Origin of the sequence: Corallococcus sp. NCSPR001 (genome assembly GCF_017309135.1) — a bacterium.
In the GTDB taxonomy this organism is placed as follows: Bacteria; Myxococcota; Myxococcia; order Myxococcales; family Myxococcaceae; genus Corallococcus.
Genome location: NZ_JAFIMS010000001.1, coordinates 45,355 through 67,645 on the forward strand (window position 1 = coordinate 45,355; position 22,291 = coordinate 67,645).

Consider the following 22,291-nt stretch of genomic DNA (forward strand, 5'->3'; position numbering starts at 1 on the left):
GCCTCACTCACACGAGCGGCGCTCCGGCTTGTCCGCGCGGCACTGCGCCACGGACGGGAGCGCCGCGCGCGCCTCGTCCGCGACCTCCACCAGCTGGCGCGCGCACTCCTTCGCCGCCAGCGTGCCCTGGATGCCGAACAGGGACAGCACCTCCTTGCAGCGCTTCTGCATGGACTCCACGCCCGCCACGAAGAGCGGCTGCATCACCTCCGGCGTGAACGAGTAGCCGCTCGCCGTCGCCAGCCCCGTCTCCGGCTTGAACATCCACGTGCTGCGCCAGCTGCTCGCCACCTGGTCGAAGCGCGCCGAGCCCATCCACACCGACTGCCCCGCCCCCGGCCCCGCCAGCTGGGGCTGGAAGCCTCCGCCCTTGCGGCGGCAGAAGTCCTCCGTCGCGCCGCGCAGCGTGCAGACGTTGTACTCGCCCAGCCGGCGCGTCACCGCGAGCAACTCCGCCTGCTGCACTTCGGCCACGCGCGGCTGCGCCACGAACAGGTCGATGGTGCGCATCAGCACGCTCATCGCGTTCTTGGGATCCATGGCCGGGGACGGGTTCATCCCTCCCGTCGAAATCACCAGCACGCGCTCCGCGCCACGCTGGACCGCCTGGAGCAGCGGGAGCCCGGAGCGCACGCCGCCGTCGTAGTACGTCCCCGTGCGGTCACCCTGCGCCGACGGCAGCCTGCCCGCCGGGTTCGACAGCACCGGCTCCGCGATGGACGCCACGATGGCGTGCACCATCCCGCCCTTGCGAATCTTGTCCGACGCGCCCGGCCTGAAGTCCGCCGGGTCCTGGTCGCTCACGCTGAACACGTCGCCCGTCTGGAAGTCCACCGACACCGACACCAGCTCCGTGCCGTTGTGCAACATCTCTGGCTGGATGAACTGATCCAGCTTCGCGTAGACGCCGTCGAACTTCACCAGCCCCCGCGTCTCCTCCGCCAGGTTCCACAGCCACGTGGAGTTCACGCAGTACAGGTCCGACTCCACCGTGCACGTGTAGTTGCCCAGGAGGAGCCGCCGCGCGTTCGCCTCCTGGCCCGGCGTGTGGAACAGGTCCACCAGCGTGCTGATGAGCGCGCCCGTGCTCGTCCCCGCCGCCAGGTCGATCCGCGCGTCGCCGCACCCCTCCGGCGCGGGCTTGCCCCGGCACTGCTCCAGGATGCCCAACAGCCGCCACATGGCCCCCGCGCTGAACGCGCCGTTGGCTCCGCCGCCGCTCAGCACCACCGCGTTGCTGGGCCGCTGAAGGTCGCGGCGCCACGAGCGCGCCCGCACGTACGCCGCCGCGGACGCCGCGCCCCGCTGGATGCCCTGCGCGAGTACCTCGCGCGTCAGCGGCACCTCCAGCGACTGCTGCAACGCCGCGAGCGACGGTCCAATCCCCATCGCGTTCGCGAGGAAGCGCTCCGCGTCCACCTCCTCCTCGGCCGGCGTCGCCGTGGAGAGGGATTGCGCCGGCATCGCCACGCCCCACACGGGCGCCTTCACCGTCCGGTCGACGTAGCCCGTGCGCCCATCGTTCTCATAGCAGGACGCCGTGTCGTTGCCCGCGTGCTGGACCAGGCACGCCGACATGTCCAGCACGGCCTCTGGAGACGCGCCCAGCGCCTCCATCCACGCGCCCGCTCGCGCGGGGTCCAGATAGGAGTCCGTCAACTGCGCGCGCGTCAGCCCCGCCACGCGCTCCACCGCCGGCACGCGGACCGGCATGTCCTTCGGCTCCGGCGAGTCCGGGGCGTTGAGCGTGTCCAGGAGGACGTCCGTGCGCAGGAAGCTGCAACCGCTCGCCGTGGCGGCGAGGAACATCAGCAGGGGCGTGAGGTGACGACGCATGGGGAACGCCTCCATGACGAGGGATGAAACGGACCGTCTTCCTCCTTAGCTGAAGCCCCCGACGCCCGGCCATCACCCGAAACGTCCGTCATCCGCAATCCCGCAAAGCACTGCTCGCGACGCGTCGCGGTGCGGTTAGCATGCGCCTCCCGTCCCGGAGGGTATCCCCTGCATGATTGAGTATGACCCGCATCGCTGGTGGAGCTACTTCCACTACCTGCGCGGTTCGATGGTGAAGGAGATCGTCGGCCGAGTCTTGATGTGCGTTGTCTGGGCCGCGGCCGTGGTGGGCTTCCACCAGCACGTGCGCAACGTGGGCGTTCCCCCCACGGTGCACACGCTGGCCGGCATCTCGCTGAGCCTCCTGCTCGTGTTCCGCACCAACGCCTCCTATGACCGCTTCTGGGAGGGCCGCAAGCTGTGGGGCGGCATCGTCAACGAGACGCGCAACCTGGTGCGCGCCTCGGAGCCCTTCCTGGGCAGGACGGCGCTCTACACCGCGCTCATCCGCTGGACGGCCGCGTTCCCCTTCGCCACCGCCGCGTGGCTGCGCGGCCAGCAGCGGCACGTGGGGCCCCACACGGAGACCCTGCCCTCCGGGGAGGTGACAGACGTGCTCAAGGCCCAGCACGTGCCCCTCGGCGTGGCCCGCCGGATGACGGCCGTGCTGGACGAGGGCCGCCGCCAGGGGCTCTATCCCGAGTACGTGCAGATGCAGCTGGACCAGAACGTCCAACTGCTCATCGACTACCTGGGAGGTTGTGAGCGCATCCACCGCACGCCCATGCCCTTCGCGTACATGGTGCACCTGCGCCGCGCGCTCATCCTCTACTGCTTCACCCTGCCCTTCGCGCTGGTGGACACCTTTGGCTGGGTGACAGTCGTGGCCACGTTCGTCGTCGCGTATGTCTTCTTTGGCATCGAGGAGATTGGCGTCGAGATCGAAGACCCCTTCGGCACGGACGACAACGACCTGCCGCTCGACACCATCTGCCAGAACATCCAGAACAACCTGCTGGCGCTGCTGCCAGCCCCCGCCGCGAGCGCCCGCGACGACTCCGCCGCCTGAGCTCGCGACAGGGGCCGGGTGAAGGACTACTCCGCGACGGAGACCTTCACCTCGATGTTGCCGCGCGTGGCGTTGGAGTACGGGCACACCTGGTGGGCCGCCTCCATGAGCTGCTGCGCCTCCTCGCGGGGGATGCCCGGGAGGATGCCCGTGAGCTCCACCGCCAGGCCGAAGCCGCCCTCGGGCGTCTTGCCGATGGTGACGGTGGCCTTCACGCCCGCCTTCTCATCCAGCTTCTTGCCGGCCTTGCCCGCGACCAGGCGCAGCGCGCTCTCGAAGCAGGAGGAGAAGCCCGCGGCGAAGAGCTGCTCGGGGTTGGTGGCCGTCTCCTTGCCGGAGCCGCCCAGCTGCTTCGGCATGGCCAGCTCCAGGTTGTTCAGCGGGCTGTTGTCCAGCAGGAGCTTGCCGTTGCGGCCGCCGTGGGTGATGGCGGTGGTGGAGTAGAGCGGGGAGATCTGGACCGGGGCCATGGTGTTGCTCCTTCGTGACGTCGGGGTTGGAAACCGCGTGTGTCTCAAGCGCTGCGTGAGGAAACCTTTTCGAACAGCCGCTGGATGTCCCGGCGCAGCCGCGACAGCTCCTCCAGCGTCAAACCGGTGCGGCAGACAATGGCCTCCGGGATGGACGCGGCCTTGCGGCGCAGCCCCTTTCCCTGCGCGGTGAGCGACACCGTCACCGACCGCGCGTCCTCCGTGGAGCGCTCGCGGCGCACGAAGCCCAGCGTCTCCAACCGCTTGAGCAGCGGCGTGAGCGTCCCCGAGTCCAGGTACAGCTTCTCCCCCAGCTCCTTCACCGACACCCCGTCCGTCTCCCAGAGCACCAGCATCACCAGGTACTGCGGATAGGTGAGCCCCAGCTTCGCCAGGAGCGGCGTGTAGGCCTGCACCATCGCGCGCGACGCCGCGTAGAGCGGGAAGCACAGCTGCAGGTCCAGCCGGAGGAAGTCATCCGTCGACATGGGGAATATGTAGTGCACAATTAAATTGCGCGCAACTGAATCAGCGATGCGCGAGGGGAAGCACGGTCAGGTGCAGGGTGTTTCCCCCGTCGGGCAGGGCCGTGGTACAGCCGCCACCCCCGGAGTGCCCGGGAACTGTCGAGGACGAGGGATGCTCAGGACGGTCACCGCCACGCGCTACGTGACGCCCTTGCGCGAGGGGGGCTCGCTGCCCGCCATCGTGGAGGCGAACGACGCGGGGCTCTATGTCGTGAAGTTCCGTGGGGCGGGCCAGGGGGCCAAGGCGCTCATCGCGGAGTTGCTGGCGGGGGAGCTGGCGCGGGTCTTGGGCCTGCGCGTTCCGGAGCTGGTGTTCGTGGAGCTGGACGTGTCGTTGGGGCGCAACGAGCCGGACAGTGAAATCCGCGAGCTGCTCAAGTCGAGCGCGGGGTTGAACCTGGCGCTGGACTACCTGCCGCGCTCGGTGACGTTCGACCCGCTGGCGGTGCCGGTGCCGGAGGCGCAGGTGGCGTCCGCCATCGTGGCGTTCGACGCGTTCGTGACGAACGTGGACCGCACGCCGAAGAACCCCAACCTGCTGGTGTGGCACCGCAACCTCTGGCTCATCGACCACGGGGCGGCGATGTACTTCCACCACTCGTGGGACGGCTGGGAGGAGCGCAGCCAGACGCGCTTCGCGCCCATCAAGGACCACGTGCTGCTGCCCTGGGCGCACGGGCTGGCGGAGGCCGGGGACCTGCTCCAGGCGCGGGTGACGCGGGAGGTGGTGGAGCGCATCGTGGGGTCCATTCCGGAGGCGTGGCTGGGCCAGGAGCCCGCGTTCGCGTCCACGGCGGAGCACCGCGCGGCGTACGTGACGTGGCTGATGCGCAGGCTGGAAGCGGCGCCGGCGTTCATCGAGGAGGCGACGCGTGCCCACGCCCAGCTCGTTTGATTACGCCATCATCCGGCTGGTGCCGCGCGTGGAGCGCGAGGAGTTCATCAACGTGGGCGTCGTTCTCTTCTGCGTGCAGCACCGCTACCTGGGCGCGCGCGTGGAATTGGACGTGGCGCGGCTGAAGGCGCTGTCGCCGGACGCGGACGTGGAGCTGCTCGCGGGCCACCTGGAGAGCTTCCGCCGCGTGTGCGTGGGCGGGAAGGATGCGGGCCCCATTGGGCGGCTGCCGCAGAAGGAGCGCTGGCACTGGCTGGTGGCCCCGCGGAGCACGATGCTCCAGACGGGCCCGGTGCACGCGGGCCTGTGTGACGACCCGGACCGCGCGCTGGAGCACCTGCTGGACACGATGGTGCGGGTAAAGCCCGCCCAGTGAGCAGGCGGGCGGGCGGGCACTTTGTCCGCCTGCCAGCACATCGCGGATGGCGCGGGCGCATCCCATGGTGAAGAGGGCGGGGAGGCCTGGACGTTCGTCCCAGGGCTTCCCACTTTCACCGCGAGGCATGGGGAGGTAGCGACCGGACCATGGAGCCGTCAGCGCTGCGCATCGTCACGTACAACGTCCGCTACTTCGGCCACATGCTGAGGGGGCTCGCGAGCACCGTGGGCCCCAAGCGCCGGGTGGCCGCCGCATTGGCCACCCTGGACCCGCTGCCGGACATCGTCTGTCTCCAGGAGGTGGAGACCTCCTCGCTGCGCAGCAACATCGTGCACCGGCCCACGCGCCCGGGTGAGACGCAGCTGGAAGCCTTCATGGAGCGCGTGGAGGAGACGTTCGCCCTCCAGGGGAGGGACATGCCCTACGAGGCGTTCTACTTCCGCGCGCACCACTACAAGGTGGGGGAGCTGTCGCTGTACACGACGGGGCTGGCGATGCTCGTCAACACGCGCACGCTCCAGGTGGACAAGCACAACGTGCAGGCCCCGGAGCACATCACGCACCACCACGTGCAGGGCCTGAAGGAGCGCAAGCAGAGCCGCATCTGCGCGCACATGCGCGTCATCCGCCGCGCGGACCAGCGCGCGTTCCACGTCTTCAACACGCACCTGAGCCTGCCCACGCCGTTCGCCCGCGAGTTCTGGGCCACGCGCGACAAGATGGGCTGCGGCGTCAACCAGCTCCACGAGGCGAAGAAGCTCGCGGGCTTCATCGGGCTGCACGCGAAGGAGGAGCCGTTCGTGGTGTGCGGGGACTTCAACTCGCCGCCGTCGTCGCCGGTGTTCCGCTACCTCACGGGGGATGCGCACCTGACGTGCGCGCAGGCGGCGGTGGGGCAGATCAACCCGGCCCTGTCCCGCGCCTTCCCCACCGCGGGCTTCATGCACATGCGCATGCACCTGGACCACCTGTTCTCCGGTGGCGGCGTGAGCTGGGTGGACACGGAGGAGACGCGGCCCTTCGGAGATTTGACCAGCCGCTTCCACGGCCTGTCCGACCACGTGCCGCTCATCGCGCGCTTCCGGCTGGCCGCACCGGCGCCCGCGCTGGTGACCTGAGCAGCGGGCCGCCGCGTTCTCGCCGGGCGCTCCCCGCGCGCGCGTCGCGTGGGCAGCGTGCCTTGTGGGGGATCGCGACGATGATTCGACTCCAGCGTGTCTATGACGAGCACGGCCCGGACCCTCGGGCGGGGACCCGTTTCCTGGTGGACCGGCTGTGGCCTCGGGGGCTCAAGAAGGCGGACCTCCATCTGGACGGCTGGCCTCGCGAGGTGGGGCCCAGCACGGAGCTGCGGCGGTGGTTCGCCCACGACGTGGCGCGCTGGGATGAGTTCCGGCGCCGGTCACCCGCGAGCTGGACGCGCACCACGACGCATGGGAGCCGCTGCTGGAGGCCGCGCGCCAGGGCCGCGTCACCCTGCTCTTCGGTGCCCGCGACACCGAGCACAACAACGCCGTGGTGTTGAAGGACTACCTGGAGGCCCGGCTGAAGCGCCCCGCGCGAACGAAGCCGCGCCGCACGGTGCACTAATCCGCGTCGCGCTCCAGCGCCTCCCACGCGTCCAGGATTTCGCGCGTCTTGCGCTCCGCGAGCGCGTGGAACTCCGGCGCCAGGTGGGCCACCTTGTCCGGGTGGTACTGCGCGATGAGCGCGCGGAACGCCTTGCGAGCCTCGTCCTTGGGAGTGCCCCGCTCGATGCCCAGCACCGTCCACGGGTCCTTCGTCTCGGGCTCGGCCGCGACGGCGCGGCTGCCACGCGGGGGCGTGGCTTCGTCGGCCTGCCACGCGCGGGCCCTGCCGGAACCCTGGCGTCCTCCAGTGCCTCCCCGCGAGGACGTGTCGTCGCGGGTCCTGGAGGCTCCCTGCCGGCCTCCGTCGCGGGCGCTGGAGCGGCGCCAGGGGTCGGCGGGTTCTTCCGGCGCTCCGCTGTCGCTCACGGGCCCGTAGCGCGGCGGCGCTCGGGGCGCGGGCTCCGGGCGGCGGTGGCCGGGGCGTTTCTCCGGGTCGGGCGCGGGGATGCCGTGCGACAGGCGGCTCAGCGCCTCCTGGAGGAACCACAGGTCTTCCGCGGGGCTGGCGTGCTTGCGCACCACCGCGCGCGGCTTGCCGCCCTCCAGCAGCACGTAGCCCGTGGCCGCCGCGTAGGCGCGCTTCTTGTCGTCCGGGTAGAGCCGGTCGCCCAGGTCCCCCAGCGGATCCCTCCACATGCCTTCCGTGGTGCCCTCGTCCGCCACGATGACCTGCGACAGCACGTGTCCGAACAGGTCCTCCAGCGCCGCGAAGGGCTCGCGCGCCTGCGGTGGACGCGTCACGGCCGCGCCGTGACGCACCCCCGCCACCAGCAGCAGCCCCTGCGCCGCGTCCACGAACGAGAAGAGCTTCTCGCGGACCTGCTTGTCGGAGAAGTAGAGAACGGCCTGCACGGTCCTCCCATCTTAGGGCCTTCGCGCTCCGGCCCCCATTCGTTCCCCTCCCAACCTCCTGGGTCTGGACCCAGGAATTCCGACAAGACCCGGTTCGAAGCGGCTCGACCCCGGGGCGGGCTTGCGGAAGAGTCCCCTTCCCCATGCGCTGCTGCCACCGCCACGCCCCTGCCGCCGCCGGGTCCTCCGACCCGCATCCGTTCAGCCTCCCCGGCGCCACCGAGCACTACGCCGCGCCCCGCCCCGTGCGCGCCGAGCACGTGCGCATCGAGCTGGACCTGGACTTCGCCCAGCGCGCCCTGGCCGGCACCTGCACCACCCGCGTGTCCGCCGTCCGCACCGTGTCCACCGTCACCTTCGACGCCGTGGACCTGGACGTCACCGAGGCCCGCGTCGACGGCCGCTCCGTCGCCTTCTCCAACTCCGGCGCGCACGTGCGCGTGGAGCTGCCTCGCGCGCTCGAAGCCGGACAGGCGTGCGACATCGCGCTCACCTACCGCGCCCGCCCCCGCCGCGGCCTCTACTTCTGGGGCCCCGACGCGGGCTACCCCGACCGTCCGCTCCAGGCGTGGACTCAAGGGCAGGACATCGACGCGCGCTGCTGGTTCCCCTGCCTGGACACGCCCGCGCAGAAGGCCACGTCGGAGGTCATCGCCACCTTCCCGGCGAACATGACGTCGCTGTCCAATGGCGTGCTCGTCAGCGACGTCACCACCGGCGAGCGGCGCACCCAGCACCACCGCATGGCGCAGCCGCACGCGCCCTACCTCGTCACGCTGGTGGTGGGAGAGTTCGACGAGGCCACCGACACCGCCGGCACCACACCGCTGCGCTACCTGTTCCCCAAGGGCCGCCGCGAGGACGCGCTCCGGTGCGTGGCGCGCACGCCCCAGATGATCGCCGCGTACGAGTCCATCACCGGTGAGCCCTACCCGTGGAGCGGCTACGCGCAGGTGTTCGTCACGGAGTTCATCCTGGGCGGCATGGAGCACACGACGGCCACCACGCTGGTGGACACCGTGCTGCACGATGCGCGGGCGCACCTGGACTACAACGCCGAGCCGCTCATCTCCCACGAGCTGGCGCACCAGTGGTTCGGCGACCTGCTCACCTGCCGCGACTGGCCCCACGGCTGGCTCAACGAGGGCTTCGCCACCTACTTCGAGGTGCTCTGGAAGGAGCGCGGCGACAACCGGGACGAGGCCGACCATCACCGGGCGCTCGACCTGGAGGCCTACCTCTCCGAGACGCGCGAGCGCTATGCGCGCCCCATCGTCGCCCGGAAGTTCCAGGCGCCCATGGACCTGTTCGACCGCCACCTCTACGAGAAGGGCGGGCTGGTGCTCCACGAACTGCGCCGCCGCGTGGGGGAGGACCTCTTCGTGCGCGCCCTGCGCCACTACGTCGCGTCCCACCGCCACGGCGTGGTGGAGACGGTGGACCTGGCGCGCGCCTTTGAAGAAGCCACCGGCCACAACCTGGATCCGGTCTTCGACCAGTACGTCTTCTCCCCCGGCCACCCGGAGCTGAAGGTGGAGGTCCGCTACGAGGCGGACGACGCGCGCCTGCGCATCACCGTGCGCCAGACGCAGCGCACGGATTCGGGCACGCCTGTCTTCCGGCTGCCGCTGGAGGTGGCTGTCACGGTGAACGGCGAGGACACGCGCCACCGGCTGGAGCTCACGGACGCGGAGCACCGCTTCCACCTGCCCTGCCCCGCCGCGCCCACGCAGGTGCGCGTGGATCCTCGCCGCGACGTGCTGGGCACGCTGGACGTGGACAAGGCCGTGGGGCTGTGGCGCGAGGAGCTGGCGAACGCCCCGGAGGCCCGCGCGCGCACGGAGGCCGCGCACGCGCTGGGCAAGGACGGGGGCCTGCGGTCGGTGGAGGCGCTGGGCCGCGCGCTGAAGGACGCGAAGCTGTTCTGGGCGACCCGCGCCGCGTGCGCGAAGGCGCTGGGCCGCATCCGCACGCCGGAGGCGCGCGCGCTGCTCCTGGATGCGGTCGCCACCGAGCACCCGCGCGTGCGCCGCGCCGTCGTCGCCGCGCTGGGTGAGTTCCGCCACGACGTGGAGGCGGCCGGGAGCCTGCGTGCGCTGTTGGAGGCTGGAGACGCCAGCTACTTCGTGGAGGCGGAGGCGGCCCGGGCCCTGGGCCGCGTACGCGCGCCGGATGCGCTGCCCCTGCTGGAGGCCGCCACCGCGAGGCCGTCGTTCCAGGACGTCATCGGCGCGGGCGCGATGGACGGGCTCGCGGAGACGCAGGACCCCGCCGCGTTTCCGATGGCCGTGGCACGAACGGCGTACGGCCAGCCCGCGTTCCTGCGCCGCACGGCCGTGAGCACGGTGGCGAAGCTGGCGGAGGTGGCGAACCGCAAGCGCGAAGCGGTGGACCTGTTCGCGCAGCTCTTGCGCGACCCGCAGTTCCGCGTGCAGCTAGCGGTCTGCGACGCGGCCTCCACGCTGGGCGACCGTCGCCTGTTGCCCGCGCTGGAGGGCACGACCTTCAGCGACCCACGCACCCGCCGCTATGCCCGCGAGGCCGTGCGCGCCCTGCGCGAGGGCGCACCCCAGGCCCGTGAGGTCGCGTCGCTGCGCGAGGAACTGGACGCGCTCAAGCAGGAGACGCGCACCCTGCGCGAGAAGCTGGAGACGCTCACGCTGAACGCGCAGCCCGCCGCCCCCAAGCGGAAGCCCGTGCGCAAGCAAGCGGCGAAGAGAGGCCGCACGCAGCCCAAGCGTCGGCGCTAAGCCGCTGCATCTGGCGGAGGCCTGTGCGCATTCACGCGGCGAAGCATGGCTCCACGCCGCCCGAGCGTTGGTGCCAGGCCGCCGCATCCGGCGAGGAAGGCCTTACGCGGGCGCGTTGCGACGCGCGGTCGCACGCAGCCCAAGCCGTCAGTCGATTGGGCCCTGCAATGACTGGCGCAGGAACTCGCGCCAGTCCTCGAGCAACGCGGGTGACACGTCGTGGCCCAGGTCCGGATAGGTCCTCAGGTCGATGGGGACGCCCCGGCCCTTCAGCTCCGCGACCCGCTCGCGCGTGTGCTGCACGGGGATGATGGCGTCCTGCTCTCCCTGAAGCACCCGCACCCTCCGAGCCACGGGCTGCTCCTGCCCCGGGTCGCCCAGCAGGCGCGTCCCCATGGGCATCGCCGCGTCCACCAGTTCCGGGTGCCGGATGGCCAGCATCCACGCCAGGTCTCCTCCGTAGGAGAACCCCGTCACCACGACGCGGTGGATCTCCGGATGCTCCGCCCGGACCTCGCGGATCAACTCCGCGAGCCGCTCCGCCATGCGCTCCACGTCCTCCGTCTTCCCCTCCCACGTCTTCTCCTCGTGGTCGGCCTGGAACCACGTGAAGCCGTCACGGCGGGGCCTCGGGCCCTGGGGCAGCAGCGTGCGCACCGGGATGCCCAGCGACTGGATGGGCACGTCCCAGAACGCGGGCGTGGAACCCGAGAAGTGCAGGGCCACGAGCAGCGCCTCGGGCTTTGGAGCGCCCACCGCCTCGCTCCTGTAGACGAGCGGGCCCGGCGCCACCGGAGGCGCGCCCCGGTTGCCAGCACAGCCCATTCCCAACATCGCGGCGAGCAGCACGGCGGCGGTTCGGAGTTCGCGCATGCCCCTCCTGTACCCGCCTGCCCGCCCGGCCTCCAGGGGTGCTGTCAGCGCCCGGCCTTCCGGCTTCATCGCGCCGCTTCGGCTCACAGTGTGTACCTGTAGTCAAAGGGAACGCGCACGGGCGCCAAGACGCGCGCCCGCCAACGCCGGGGAGCCCCCACCGCCCGGCAGGGCCGCCACGCGGCGCACAGAACGCGTGCCGGTTCCCACCAGGAGCGAAGCATGGCCGGAGGAGCCGCACGGGAGCTGGAAGCCGTCTTGGACGCAGCGGTGGACCCCTTCATCGCGTGCGGCTCGGATGAGCGCATCCTGCACGTCAACGCGGCGACGGAGCGGCTGCTGGGCTGGGACCGCGAGCAGCTCGTGGGCAGGCCCGTCACCGACCTCTTCCCGCCCCGCCTGCACCACTTCCACGGCCTCAGCCTGCCGCGCTACCTGCTGTCTCGCCGCAAGGCGCTCGGCGGGCGGCCCACGCGCGTCTTCGCCCGGCGGCGCGACGGCGTGGAGCTCCAGGTGGAGGTCACCGTGGGCGCCGCCGGCCTGGACGGAGATGAGCGCATCGTCTTCACGCTGCGCCGGCTGCATGAGGTCATCGACTCGCTGGAGGAGCCGGTGGAGCACATCTCCAGTGGCTCCGGCGTGGCCTCGCATCAGCAGACGGTGGACCGGCTCTACCGGCTGCTCGTGGAGAACGCGCCCCTGGGCATCTTCCACTTCGACCGCAACCCCGTCATCACCGCGTGCAACGACCTCTTCGCGAGCTTCATCGGCACGTCGAAGCGCAACCTGGTGGGCCTGCAACTGCTCACGCTGCGCGACGAGGGCATCATGACCTGCGTGCGCGAGTCACTGGCCGGCCGCCCCTGCGACTACGAAGGCGTCTACCGCGCGCTCACCACCGGCAAGGAGATACCGGTGCGCATCCGCTTCGCCCCCTGCTACGCGGAGGATGGCACCGTGGAGGGCGGCGTCGGCATCGTGGAGGACATCACCGAGCGCCGCCGCGTGGAGGCCGAGCGCGAGGAGAACCTGGCCCAGCTGGACCTGCTCGTGCGCAGCGCGCCGGTGGGCATCGGCTTCCTGGACACGAACCTGCGCTACGTGCGCGTCAACGAGACGCTCGCGCGCATCAATGGCGTCCCGGCGGAGAAACATCCGGGCCGGACGCTGCCGGAGGTGCTCGGCGAGCCGGGCGCCATCGCGGAGCAGGGGCCCCGCTACGTGCTGCGCACCGGTGAGCCGCTGGTGAAACAGGAGTCCGTCTCCGACCAGGACCTGGGCGTCCCCGGCCCCCGGCGCTACTTCCAGGGCAGCTTCTATCCCGTGCGCACCCCCGACGGCCGAGTGCTGGGCGTAGGCGTCCTCGTCGAGGACATCACCGAGCGCCGACGCGCGGAGGAGGAGCGCGCGCACCTGTACCGCGAGGCCCAGGAGGCCATCCGCGTGCGCGACGACTTCCTCTCCATCGCGAGCCATGAACTGAAGACGCCGCTGACGCCCCTGAGCCTGCGCCTGGCCACGCTGGAGCGCCGCCTGGAGCGCGGCGAGAACCTGGACCCCGGCGTGCTGCGCCACGCGAGGCACCAGCTCACGCGCCTCACCGGCCTCATCAACGACCTGCTGGATGCCTCGCGCATCGAGGCCGGCCGGCTGGCCCTGCACCCGGAGGCCACCCGCTTCGACCTGCTGGTGGAGCACACGCTCGCCGGCATGGAAGGCCAGAAGGGCAACCACACCTTCGACTTCGAACGCCCCCGGGAGCCCATCTCCGTCCACGGCGACACGTTCCGCCTGGAGCAGGTCGTCTCCAACCTGCTGGAGAACGCGCTCAAGTACAGCCCGGACGGCGGCACCATCCGCGTGCGGCTGTCGTTGACGGAAGACGTCGCGGTGCTGTCCGTGACGGACCCGGGCATCGGCATCCCGGAGGACCAGCAGCAGCAGCTCTTCGACCGTTACTTCCGCGCGCGCAACGCCTCCACGCGCTCCTACGGCGGGCTGGGCCTGGGCCTCTACATCAGCCGCGACATCGTGGAGCGCCACGGCGGCCGCATCTGGGTGGAGAGCATGGCGGGCCGGGGGTCCACCTTCTACGTCGCGCTGCCGACACTCGCCGCCGTGCGGCCCGTCCTCCCGCAGGTGTGGCCCGATCGCCACCTCCACTGAAGCCGCGATGGCGCCCCGCCTGAAAGAACTTCACCTCCGCCTCCCCGCCCCCGACAAACGCACCATGCAAAGGGCTGGAATCCCACGCTTCCCAGCCCTGGCACGCCCCCTGCTCTACCCGGGCGCAAGGGAGGGTGAAGAGCCATGGAGAACATGACGATGAAGAGCGAGTCCCCCATCAGCCAGGACAACGACGGGTGGGTGGTCCGGGTGAAGGTCGGTGGACGCATCCAGGAGGTGCGCTGCACCTCGGAGAACCAGGCGCGCTACTTCGCCGCGGTGCTGTCGTTCAACAACGCGGCTCCCCCCTCGCGCATGCGCAACTAGCGCGCGAGGACAGACGCCCGGCGTCAGGCATTGCGCCGGGCGATGTCGGTCGACAGCACGTTGGCGAAGGACACCCAGCCCAGGTACGGCGCCATGAACCACGGCGCCTTGCGGTCCACCCGGCTGGCGGCGGCGGTATACGCCGCGATGCTGCCCAACAGCGCCCAGTTCTCCACGGCCGCGGCCTTGAGCTGGCGCTTGCGGAAGAACAGGTGGGACCACGCGGCGTTGAGCCCCAGCTGAATGAACCACAGGCCCAGCGCGCGCGAGCGCTCGGCGCCCGCGGGTGAGCCCCAGATGCGCCAGCCGGAGACGGCGATGAGCCCGTAGAGCGCCGTCCACACCGGCCCGAAGGCCTGGCGCGGCGGCTGGAAGGGCGGCTTCTTCAATTGTCTGTACCAGCGGCTCTCCACGGCCTCGCGGGTGCTCCGCGCGCTGACGAAGACCGCGCCCGCGGTGAGCGCGCCGAAGGCGCCCAGCGCCACCAGCGATTCACGGTTGAGCGTGGCGTTGTGTTCCAGGCCCTCGGAGCCACCCAGCTCGCTGAGCTGCATATCGTTGCCTCCAGACATGACGAAGCCGTCGTGCGAGCCCACAAGCTGTGTCCTCGCACAACGGCTTGCCACGTCCGCCTGCCTGCCCGGCCGTCCTCAGGGCTGCGCGGGGACGGACGCGGACTCCATGGGCGCGCGTGCCTCCGTGGCCACGCCCGCCGCCAGCCAGCCTTTCACGAGCGCCAGGTGCTCGGCCTCCGCGTCCAGCGCCAGCTGGAAGCGGTCCGCGAGCGAGTCATGGCCCAGGCCGCGCGCCAGGTCGATGAGCAGCTCCCAGCTCGCGTTGTCCGTCAGCTCCGCGACCAGCAGCGCCTGCATGGCCTGGCGCAGGTTGGTGCGCGCGTCGGAGATGGCCGCGGGCACGCCCATGGAGATGACCGCGGTGAGGTCCGCCGACGGCGTCACCGCCGTGGGGTCCGCGCCCAGCTTCTCCATGGCCTCCGTCAGGAGGGCGAAGTGGCTGAGCTCGTCGTCGAGGATCTTCGTGAGCAGCTCCCGCGAAGGCCCTCCCTCCCAGCTGCCGAAGACGTCCAGCTTGGAGAGCGCGCCCTCGTAGAGCCGGACGCCGCTGCGCTCGAAGGCGAGCCGCTCGCCCAGCTTGTCGATGAGCACGGTGGGCTTGCCGCCCTTGAGCATGTCCACCGCGGTCTTCGCCATGCCCTTGAGGCTGGAGGGCGGCGGGACGCGGCCCAGGCCGTCACCGGATTCGCGCATGTACTGCTTGCGCACCTCCGCGATGGCCCGAGCGTCGCCCGGGCTGCTGGGCTGCGCGCGCTCCGCTTCCGCGATGATGTCCTTGCTGTCCACGGGAGACGTCTTGATGCCGGTGCGGTTCATGCCCACGTCGGCGATGGTGTCCTTGCTCATTGCAGCCTCCTCCCCTCCAGCACCGAGCCCATGCGCTCCGCCTTCGCGGCGAGCTCCGTGCCCGGCCTCCATTTGTATCCAGCCGCCGCCGTCTCCGAGGGCGACCCTTCCGAGTTCAGCTGCGCCTGGTACGCGAGCGTTCGGTGGTCCGGCGGCAGCTGGGACTTGTCCACGTACTCGGTGCCGTCCGAGCGCATGTCCACCTCCTGCGAGAGGACCTTGCGCACGAACTCACGGTGCTCCTTGAACGCGATGGGCTCCGGGAGCGCGCGCGGCAGCACCTCCGCGGGGTCGCGCTTCTCCAGGTTCTTGAACAGGTCCATCACGTAGTGGAGGTGTCCCAGCTCGTAGTCCACGAACCGCTGCCACACCTCCTTGATGCGCGGGTTCGTCTCGTACGCGAGGCACGAGTAGTAGTTGTAGACCTCCATGGCCTCGTGGAGCATCCACTTCTCCAGCAGGGACTCGGCCGGGTCCATCAGCGAGCCGTACTGGGTGACGTGCTGCTCCTCGATGGAGGCGATCTCCGCGTAGAGCTGCCGCGCGACGGGGTCCGTGAACGTGGGGCCCACGGTCATGTAGTAGTCGTGCGTCTGGAACTCGGACGCGGTGATGGTCATCGCGTGCAGCTTGGACAGCGGATCCGCGGTCTTGCGGTCGTAGGGGCGGCGCAGGTCATCCAGCGGATGGCGGTGCTCCACGGCCGTGGGGCGGCCCGGGATGATGTCCGTATAGGACTGGGTGATGTTGTTGGGGTCCTGGCCCTCCAGCCGGTCATAGAGCGCGGAGTAGCGGTACAGGTGGTCGAAGTCCTCCAGCATCCCGAACCGGTACGTCTGGGCCAGATAGGGGTCGGGCTCGTGGATGGCCACGCTGGCCGTCACCTCGATGGCGAGCTGCTCGAAGCCGAGCGTGGTCTCGATGACCTTCTGGTCCGGCGGCGTGAGCCAGTTCACCAGCGTCTGCTGGTGGTGCTCCGCGCGGCGCACCAGCGCCAGGTGCGGGCGCAGCTCCAGGTTGAGCCGCGCGAAGATGTGCTTCATGCGCAGGGCATCCGCTTCAATGCCGTTCATCAGGATGACGCGCGTCCGGGTGAAGGCGTCGTCGTCCATCTTGCTGTAGGGCCGCCGCACCATGTCCTTCCAGGTGAAGGACTGGCGCTCGACGGGAGTGCCTTTTTCTTTGAACAGGTCCAAGGCCACGAGGTGACTCCTTACTGGGGCAGGGACAGGCATTGAGCGCGGGCGGTGGGCTTCACCGCCTCGGGTCCCCATGGGCATGAAGGTTGGGGGCCTTCACCCAACGGCAACAGACGTGCAGGCGTCGCCCGCAGGCCTCCAGGGGCGGCAACGGCTCGCTGGGACTCCTGCTTCACGGGACTCTCCGGACCCTCATGGATGAAGGTCCAATTCCGTCCGTCCCCGCACGTGCCGAGGGGGCATTGCCCGGAGTAGCGTCTCGCCGTGGACCTCGTGGGGAGGGGCCGTGGCGGGTGAGACGTGGAAGCTGATCCAGGAGCGCTGGCGCCATCACGGCCGCGTGATGCTGGGAATCGCGCTGGCGGCCACACTCGCCGCGTGGGCGTGCGAGGAGGCGAAGGTCCTCGAGGGCACGGAGCACATCGCCTACGACCAGGCCCTGGTCCGGTTCACCGGTGGCCGGGAAAAGTCCAGGCAGGTGGTCGTGGTGGCCATCGACCAGCGCACCCTGGATGAGATCAGCCAGGACTCGCAGCTCCGGCTCAACTTCGGCAACTGGCCGTACACGCGCACGCTGTGGGCGCGCATCGCGCAGGAGTTGCAGGCCCAGGGAGCCAGGGCCGTGCTGTTCGACGCGGTGATGGACGAGCGGACGGCCGACGAGTCCACCGACCTGGGCTTCGCGCAGGTGCTGCGTGAGACCGGCCTCCCCTTCTACGTGGGAATGTCCACCAGCGAGTCGGCGAAGCGGGTCGCCCGCGTGGACCTCCAGGCCCCCGTGCCACTGACCGCTCCCGAGGCCGCGCCCGCCGCCAGCCCGCCAGAGGACGGCTCCTTCCCGGAGGAGTTCGAGGACGCACCCACCCCGGCCACGCCCGTGCTGACGCCCGAGGTCCTGGCGCGGGCGCTCGCCTTCCCCGTGCGCCGGGTGGATGGGAAGGCGTTGCCCAGGTTGGGGGAGATGCCATCGAAGCCGCCACCGGAGCCCCGCTCCCCGGTGCCTCCGGCGCCCGCGCTGGTGGGCGCGGTGAACGGGGTCGGGCTGGTGGACATGGAGGCGGACGGGGATGGCGCCATGCGCCGCACGCGCTTCGCGTACACGGACGGCGCCAACACCTACGTGACGCTGCCAGTGCGCATGATGGCGGACCTGCTGGGCGCGAAGGAGGTCACGTTCTCTGGCCGCACCCTCCGCCTGGGCGAGCGCACGTGGCGCGTGAACGCGGACGGCAGCGCCGCGCTGGACTACGGCGGTTCGTTGGAACAGCGCTTCAGGACGGTGACCCTCTTCGCCGTGCTGAACGATTGGATCCACCGCTCCAGGGGAGAAGCCCTGGAGCTGGACCCAGCCCTCTTCCAGGACAAGGTCGTCGTCATTGGCGGGACGGCGGTGGGCCTCAATGACATCAAGGCCACGCCCTTCTCCCCCACCGAGCCCGGCCTGGTGAAGCAGGCCACGGTGGTGGACACGCTCTTGTCGGGGACGTTCATCACCCGCGCGCCCCCGGGCGTGGACCTGGGCCTGACGTTCTTCGTGGCGCTGGTGTCCGCGGTGCTGCTGATGACGGCGCGCTGGACGCCGCTGGAGGTGGCCTGGCCGGTGGCGCTGGTACTGGTGCTGCACGTGCTCACGGGCCTGATGCTCAAGTCAGCGCACACGCACGTGCTGATGGCGATGCCCGCGCTGGCGGGCGTGGGCGCGAGCGTGGCGGCGCTGGCGTTCAACCACCTGGTGGCCAACCGCGAGACGCAGTTCATCCGGCAGGCGTTCCACCGCTTCATGGAGCCGAAGCTGGTGGAGCAGATGATCCGCTCGCGGCAGCTGCCGCGCCTGGATGGGGAGAACAAGGAGATCTCCGCGTTCTTCAGCGACATCCGCGGCTTCTCCACCTTCAGCGAGCGCTTCAAGGAGGACCCGCGCCAACTGGTGCGCATCCTCAACACGTACCTCACGGCGGTGAGCGGGGCGCTGCTGCGCGAGGGCGGGTGCCTGGACAAGTACATTGGCGACGCGGTGGTGTGCCTCTTCGGCGCGCCCATGGCCCAGGAGGACCACGCCGTGCGCGCGTGCCGGGGCGCCCTGGCGGCGAAGGCGGCGGTGGACGCGCTGCGCGTGGACTTCCGCGAGAAGGGCTTCCCGGACGTGTACACGCGCATCGGCGTGAACAGCGCGGTGAACTTCGTGGGCAACTTCGGCAGCGACCAGCTCTTCAGCTACACGGCCATTGGCGACGGCATGAACCTGGCCGCGCGCCTGGAGGGCGCGAACAAGGCCTACGGGTCGGTCATCATGATTGGCCCGCGCACGTACGAACTGGCGAAGGAGCACATCGAGGTGCGCGAGCTGGACCGGGTGCGGGTGGCGGGCAAGACGGAGGCCGTCACGGTGTATGAGCTGCTCGCGCTCAAGGGCCAGCTGGACGCGGCCACCCGGCACACGGTGGCGCGCTACCACGAGGCGCTGGCGCTGTACCGGGAGGCCCGCTTCGCGGAGGCCGCGGCGGTGCTGGAGGCGGAGGCCGCGAAGGTGCCGGAGGATGGGCCCACGGCGAAGCTGCTGGAGCGGTGCCGCGAGTATCTGGAGACGCCCCCGGAGAAGTTCGATGGCGTCGCGAATCTGGAGAAGTGACGGCGTATCAGGTTGGGGAGGATGACGATGAGACGATGGACCTGGGGCGTCGTGCTGCTGGCGCTGGGGCTGCCGGCGACGGCCGCGTGGGCGGTGAAGAAGGACGAGAAGCTCTACGTGAAGGCGCGCAACACCCGCGTGCTCAAGAGCGCGGTGCCCACGGCGGACGTGGTGGCCGTGCTCCAGCCCGGGCAGCAGGTGACGTGGCGGGGCGCGGACCCGAAGAACGCGCAGTGGCACCAGGTGACGGAGCCCGGAGGCAAGGCCGGCTACGTGTTCCAGACGAACCTGTCCACGAAGCCGCCCGACATGGAGCTGGTGTCCAAGGACGGCAAGACGCGCGGCATCGACCCGTCCGCCTTCGTGTCCAGCGGCGCGGCGGTGAAGGCGCTGAGCCCGGGCGCGGAGAAGTACGGCAAGGAGAAGGGCGGCGACTACGCGGACGCGGTGGCGCAGATCCAGAAGCTGGAGGGCCTGGCCCTCAAGGTCACGCCCGCGGAGATCGATGCGCACGTGAAGCAGGCCGGGCTGTTCCCGGTGGTGGCGCCCAACACGAAGCTGGGCCCCCAGCCTCAGGCCAAGAAGGCGGTGAAGTGATGCGCTCGCGCATGGGGATGCTGGCGGCGGTGGGCCTGGGGCTGAGCCTCACGTCCTGCACGCAGGTGGCGAAGGGCCTGAGGGCCGCGAACCTGGGCGAGGACGCGAACCGGGTGGCGGCCGCGGCGGAGCAGGTGGGGTCCTGCGACAAGCTGAAGGTGGCGCCGGCCATCCAGGAGGAGTACGCGCTGGGCAGCGCGCTGGCCATCCACTGGGCCCGCCAGGGCAGCGGGTTGATGCTGTCAGGCGCGGCGGAGGAGAAGCTGAACACCTACGTCAACACGGTGGGCCGCAACCTGGCGATGCAGTCCCCCCGGCCAGAGCTGAGCTGGACGTTCGGCGTGCTCAAGGACGCGGAGAACTTCAACGCCCTGTCCGCGCCCGGTGGCTACGTGTTCGTCACGCGCCGGCTGCTCCAGGGCGTGGACAACGAGGCGCAGCTCGCGGGCGTGCTGGCGCATGAGATTGCCCACGTCGTGCTCAAGCACGCGCTGCGGCAGTACGTCGACGTGAAGGTGAGCACGTGCAAGGGCGCCGCGGTGGCGGGCGCGGTCGTGTCGACGGTGGCCTCGAAGGTGGTGGGCGCGAGCCGGTCGGACGGCCGCCTGGACCTGGACTCGGACACGGGGCTGATGGCGAAGATGGTCGAAGGGACCGTGGAGCTCGCCGGCAAGGGCCACCGCAAGGACGAGGAGCTGGCGGCGGACGCGCTCGCGGTGGAGCTGCTGCTGTCCGCGGGCTACGACCCAGGCGAGTATTCGCGGCTGCTCGGCCAGACGACCGGGGGCGGCGGAATCCTGGCGAACCACCCCAGCGTGAGCGACCGCAAGAAGCAGATTGCCCAGCTCGTCGAGGCGCGGCGGAGCAACGCGGATCCGCTCGCGCGGATGGACGTCGCGTCGCTCCAGCGGCCGGCCCTGCCCGCGGCCTTCGCCGTCGTGGGGCCCGTGAAGAAGTCCACGGGCGTGGCGAAGGACGCGAAGTAGCCTTCAGCGCACCGTGGCCTGACTCAGGGCGCGGTGCACGGACTCCAGGGCCTTGCGCGCCTCCAGCAGCTCGGCGCGCTCGGCGGTGAGGGACGCGACCTGCTGGGCCAGCACGTCGCGCTCGCCCTGGAGCGTCTCCACGGCGCGGCGCAGGGAGGCGGACTCGTCCTTGGCGCCCTCCAGCTCCACGGCGAGGCGCTCCTCTTCCGCCAGGCTGTCGGCCAGGGCCAGCTTGCCCTTGGTGACGACCTGCTCCAGCGCTTCGTGCTCCTTCGCGGCGGCCTGGAGGGCCTGGCGGGACTCCTGGAGGGACAGGAGCGCTTCGTCGCGCTCGCCTTCCAGGGAGGCCAGCTCGCGCTCCAGGTCGGCCAGCAGCTTCACGCGGCCTTCCATCTCCGCGGACAGGCGGCGGGCCTCGTCCATGCGCAGGCGGGCCTCCTCGGTGGCCTTCTCCGCCTGGCGGCGGGCCACTTCCAGGTCCTGGGTGAGCGTGAGGTTGGCGGCCTTGACCTTGGTGAGCTCCGCCTGGAGGTGGGTGATGCGCTCCACGGCGCGCTGGCCGGCTTCCGCGACGGTGGCGGGCAGCGGCTCCGGGCGCGGGTTCTCGCGCACGGCCTTGAGGCGGGCCTTGAGCTTCTCGCGGCGGGATTCGGAGTCGTCCTCGCGGGGAGGCGCGGGCGTCTGCACCTCGACGGGGGCGGGCGCGGCTTCCTGTCGGGCCACCGTCTCGGTGGTGGTGACGGTGGAGGCCTGGACGGCAGCGTACGTCGTCATGGGCTCGGCCTCGGAAGGCATGCGGAGGGCCTGAACGCCCATCCGTCCATCGAACTGTACTCCGGGAGGCGGGCCCGCGAAGGTGGCCGGCATTCCCCGGGGGGCTTCCGCCTGCGCCATCGCCGGGGGCGGGGGCGGAGACGCGAACGTGACGGGCGCGGCGGCTTCCGCGTGCGTCGCGGAGTGGGCCAGGGGCGCCACGCGCATCGCGTCCACGTGCGTCGCGGCCGCCGGACGCGCCGTCAGCGCATCCCAGTGCGCGGCGGCGGGCGGGGGCGGCTCCACGTGCGTGGGGGTCGGCTCGGCGCCCAGGGGCTCGCGGCCGAAGGCCTCGACCACGGACTCGCGCTGCTGCGCGACGGACACGTTCCACGCGGACGCGGCGACGGCCTCCGCCACCTCGCGGTGCGACACCGGCGGCACGGCGTCCGCGTCCCAGACGGACTCCTCGGGCGCGCTCTCCTGCGCCACGTTCCAATCGGACGCGGTCGCCTGAGAGTCCGCATCCATCCACGGCTCGGGCGGAGCCTCCTCCTCCACGCGGGCGGCCTCCGGGGACACCAGCGCGGACAGCGCGTGCGACACCGGCGAGAACGAGGGCGCCGTCACCGCCGGCAGCCCCTGCGCGGCGGGGGGCGGCGCGGCGTGCCGGGGCGGGGCGTTCAGCGCGGCCTCCATCGCCTCGGCGGCGGTGGGGCGCGGGCCGGCGCGGCGCTCGATGCGCGAGCGCACCTCGGAGGACAGGTCCGGCGATTCGGCGACGGGCGCGGGCGCTTCCGGAGCGGTGGGCTCCGGCGTGGCGGCGGTCCCCGTGGGGTCGGCCGGGTCGAGGGCACCCGTCAGCGCCCCCAGACGGAGGCGCGGCTTCGCGCGGGACACGTTCTGTTCGAAGGCTTTCTTCATGGGAACT

At 71.1% G+C, this 22,291-nt stretch carries 20 protein-coding genes and 1 pseudogene; 12 read left to right on the forward strand and 9 right to left on the reverse strand.

Annotated elements, in window-relative coordinates; genetic code table 11:
- Window positions 1–3: 3 nt before the first annotated feature.
- Entirely contained in the window at window positions 4–1,836 is a 1,833-nt protein-coding gene (locus JYJ93_RS00210; protein ID WP_206785682.1) for a patatin-like phospholipase family protein, read from the reverse strand.
- 172 nt (window positions 1,837–2,008) lie between these two features.
- On the opposite strand from JYJ93_RS00210, the gene JYJ93_RS00215 reads away from it, so the two are divergent.
- Window positions 2,009–2,905, forward strand: a complete 897-nt coding sequence (locus JYJ93_RS00215; protein ID WP_206785684.1) for a bestrophin family protein — start codon at window positions 2,009–2,011, stop codon at window positions 2,903–2,905.
- Window positions 2,906–2,931: 26 nt separating this feature from the next.
- Here the strand turns inward: JYJ93_RS00215 and JYJ93_RS00220 are convergent, their stop codons facing one another.
- Together JYJ93_RS00220 and JYJ93_RS00225 are read right to left on the reverse strand one after the other, a co-directional pair.
- Window positions 2,932–3,375: an organic hydroperoxide resistance protein gene (locus tag JYJ93_RS00220; protein WP_206785686.1), complete on the reverse strand. Its 444-nt coding sequence runs from the start codon at window positions 3,373–3,375 to the stop codon at window positions 2,932–2,934.
- Window positions 3,376–3,419: 44 nt separating this feature from the next.
- On the reverse strand, window positions 3,420–3,863 hold the full coding sequence (locus tag JYJ93_RS00225) for a MarR family transcriptional regulator (RefSeq protein ID WP_206785688.1): 444 nt from the start codon (window positions 3,861–3,863) through the stop codon (window positions 3,420–3,422).
- 151 nt (window positions 3,864–4,014) lie between these two features.
- On the opposite strand from JYJ93_RS00225, the gene JYJ93_RS00230 reads away from it, so the two are divergent.
- The 5 genes and pseudogenes from JYJ93_RS00230 (at window position 4,015) to JYJ93_RS40475 (ending at window position 6,766) form a co-directional block, all read left to right on the forward strand.
- Window positions 4,015–4,797 (forward strand): HipA family kinase, encoded by a 783-nt coding sequence (locus JYJ93_RS00230; RefSeq protein WP_128794549.1) that lies wholly within the window; start codon window positions 4,015–4,017, stop codon window positions 4,795–4,797.
- Window positions 4,775–5,173, forward strand: a complete 399-nt coding sequence (locus JYJ93_RS00235) for a DUF3037 domain-containing protein (RefSeq protein ID WP_206785690.1) — start codon at window positions 4,775–4,777, stop codon at window positions 5,171–5,173. The genes JYJ93_RS00230 and JYJ93_RS00235 overlap by 23 nt, the downstream gene beginning before the upstream one ends.
- A 149-nt stretch (window positions 5,174–5,322) precedes the next feature.
- The gene (locus JYJ93_RS00240; protein ID WP_206785692.1) at window positions 5,323–6,294 is read left to right on the forward strand and encodes an endonuclease/exonuclease/phosphatase family protein; all 972 of its coding nucleotides are present in this window, start codon (window positions 5,323–5,325) and stop codon (window positions 6,292–6,294) included.
- Window positions 6,295–6,374: 80 nt separating this feature from the next.
- Window positions 6,375–6,518, forward strand: a pseudogene (locus JYJ93_RS40470) (DUF488 family protein); the annotation flags it as partial.
- A 104-nt stretch (window positions 6,519–6,622) separates the two neighbouring features.
- Window positions 6,623–6,766: a DUF488 family protein gene (locus JYJ93_RS40475; protein WP_269013120.1), complete on the forward strand. Its 144-nt coding sequence runs from the start codon at window positions 6,623–6,625 to the stop codon at window positions 6,764–6,766.
- On the opposite strand, the gene JYJ93_RS00250 is transcribed toward JYJ93_RS40475, so the two are convergent.
- Entirely contained in the window at window positions 6,763–7,659 is an 897-nt protein-coding gene (locus JYJ93_RS00250; protein ID WP_206785694.1) for a J domain-containing protein, read from the reverse strand. The genes JYJ93_RS40475 and JYJ93_RS00250 overlap by 4 nt on opposite strands.
- Before the next feature lie 143 nt (window positions 7,660–7,802).
- Between JYJ93_RS00250 and JYJ93_RS00255 the strand changes: the two genes are divergently transcribed.
- The gene (locus JYJ93_RS00255; protein WP_206785696.1) at window positions 7,803–10,409 is read left to right on the forward strand and encodes a M1 family aminopeptidase; all 2,607 of its coding nucleotides are present in this window, start codon (window positions 7,803–7,805) and stop codon (window positions 10,407–10,409) included.
- Window positions 10,410–10,556: 147 nt separating this feature from the next.
- Here the strand turns inward: JYJ93_RS00255 and JYJ93_RS00260 are convergent, their stop codons facing one another.
- Window positions 10,557–11,282 (reverse strand): dienelactone hydrolase family protein, encoded by a 726-nt coding sequence (locus JYJ93_RS00260; RefSeq protein ID WP_206785698.1) that lies wholly within the window; start codon window positions 11,280–11,282, stop codon window positions 10,557–10,559.
- 222 nt (window positions 11,283–11,504) lie between these two features.
- Here JYJ93_RS00260 and JYJ93_RS00265 point away from each other — a divergent pair, with 222 nt between their 5' ends.
- Together JYJ93_RS00265 and JYJ93_RS00270 are read left to right on the forward strand one after the other, a co-directional pair.
- Window positions 11,505–13,448 (forward strand): PAS domain S-box protein, encoded by a 1,944-nt coding sequence (locus tag JYJ93_RS00265; RefSeq protein ID WP_206785700.1) that lies wholly within the window; start codon window positions 11,505–11,507, stop codon window positions 13,446–13,448.
- A gap of 144 nt (window positions 13,449–13,592) precedes the next feature.
- On the forward strand, window positions 13,593–13,775 hold the full coding sequence (locus JYJ93_RS00270; protein WP_206785702.1) for a hypothetical protein: 183 nt from the start codon (window positions 13,593–13,595) through the stop codon (window positions 13,773–13,775).
- A 23-nt stretch (window positions 13,776–13,798) separates the two neighbouring features.
- Here the strand turns inward: JYJ93_RS00270 and JYJ93_RS00275 are convergent, their stop codons facing one another.
- From JYJ93_RS00275 to JYJ93_RS00285, 3 genes are all read right to left on the reverse strand, one after another.
- A complete protein-coding gene (locus JYJ93_RS00275) occupies window positions 13,799–14,329 on the reverse strand; it encodes a TspO/MBR family protein (protein WP_206785704.1) in 531 nt (176 codons plus the stop codon).
- Between the two features lie 96 nt (window positions 14,330–14,425).
- The gene (locus JYJ93_RS00280) at window positions 14,426–15,196 is read right to left on the reverse strand and encodes a ferritin-like domain-containing protein (RefSeq protein ID WP_206785706.1); all 771 of its coding nucleotides are present in this window, start codon (window positions 15,194–15,196) and stop codon (window positions 14,426–14,428) included.
- Window positions 15,193–16,398, reverse strand: coding sequence for a hypothetical protein (locus JYJ93_RS00285; protein ID WP_206785708.1), 1,206 nt, complete (start codon window positions 16,396–16,398; stop codon window positions 15,193–15,195). Before JYJ93_RS00285 ends, JYJ93_RS00280 begins: the two co-directional genes overlap by 4 nt.
- A 283-nt stretch (window positions 16,399–16,681) precedes the next feature.
- Here JYJ93_RS00285 and JYJ93_RS00290 point away from each other — a divergent pair, with 283 nt between their 5' ends.
- Genes JYJ93_RS00290 through JYJ93_RS00300 form a run of 3 tightly spaced genes read left to right on the forward strand, consistent with a single transcriptional unit; the run spans window position 16,682 to window position 20,607 of the window.
- A complete protein-coding gene (locus tag JYJ93_RS00290) occupies window positions 16,682–19,024 on the forward strand; it encodes an adenylate/guanylate cyclase domain-containing protein (RefSeq protein WP_206785710.1) in 2,343 nt (780 codons plus the stop codon).
- A gap of 27 nt (window positions 19,025–19,051) precedes the next feature.
- Window positions 19,052–19,621 carry an SH3 domain-containing protein gene (locus JYJ93_RS00295; RefSeq protein ID WP_206785713.1) on the forward strand — a complete coding sequence of 190 codons (570 nt, stop codon included), beginning with the start codon at window positions 19,052–19,054 and terminating at the stop codon, window positions 19,619–19,621.
- A complete protein-coding gene (locus JYJ93_RS00300; protein WP_242543546.1) occupies window positions 19,621–20,607 on the forward strand; it encodes a M48 family metallopeptidase in 987 nt (328 codons plus the stop codon). Before JYJ93_RS00295 ends, JYJ93_RS00300 begins: the two co-directional genes overlap by 1 nt.
- A 3-nt stretch (window positions 20,608–20,610) precedes the next feature.
- Here the strand turns inward: JYJ93_RS00300 and JYJ93_RS39730 are convergent, their stop codons facing one another.
- Window positions 20,611–22,284 carry an extensin-like protein gene (locus JYJ93_RS39730; RefSeq protein WP_242543547.1) on the reverse strand — a complete coding sequence of 558 codons (1,674 nt, stop codon included), beginning with the start codon at window positions 22,282–22,284 and terminating at the stop codon, window positions 20,611–20,613.
- Between the last annotated feature and the right edge of the window lie 7 nt (window positions 22,285–22,291).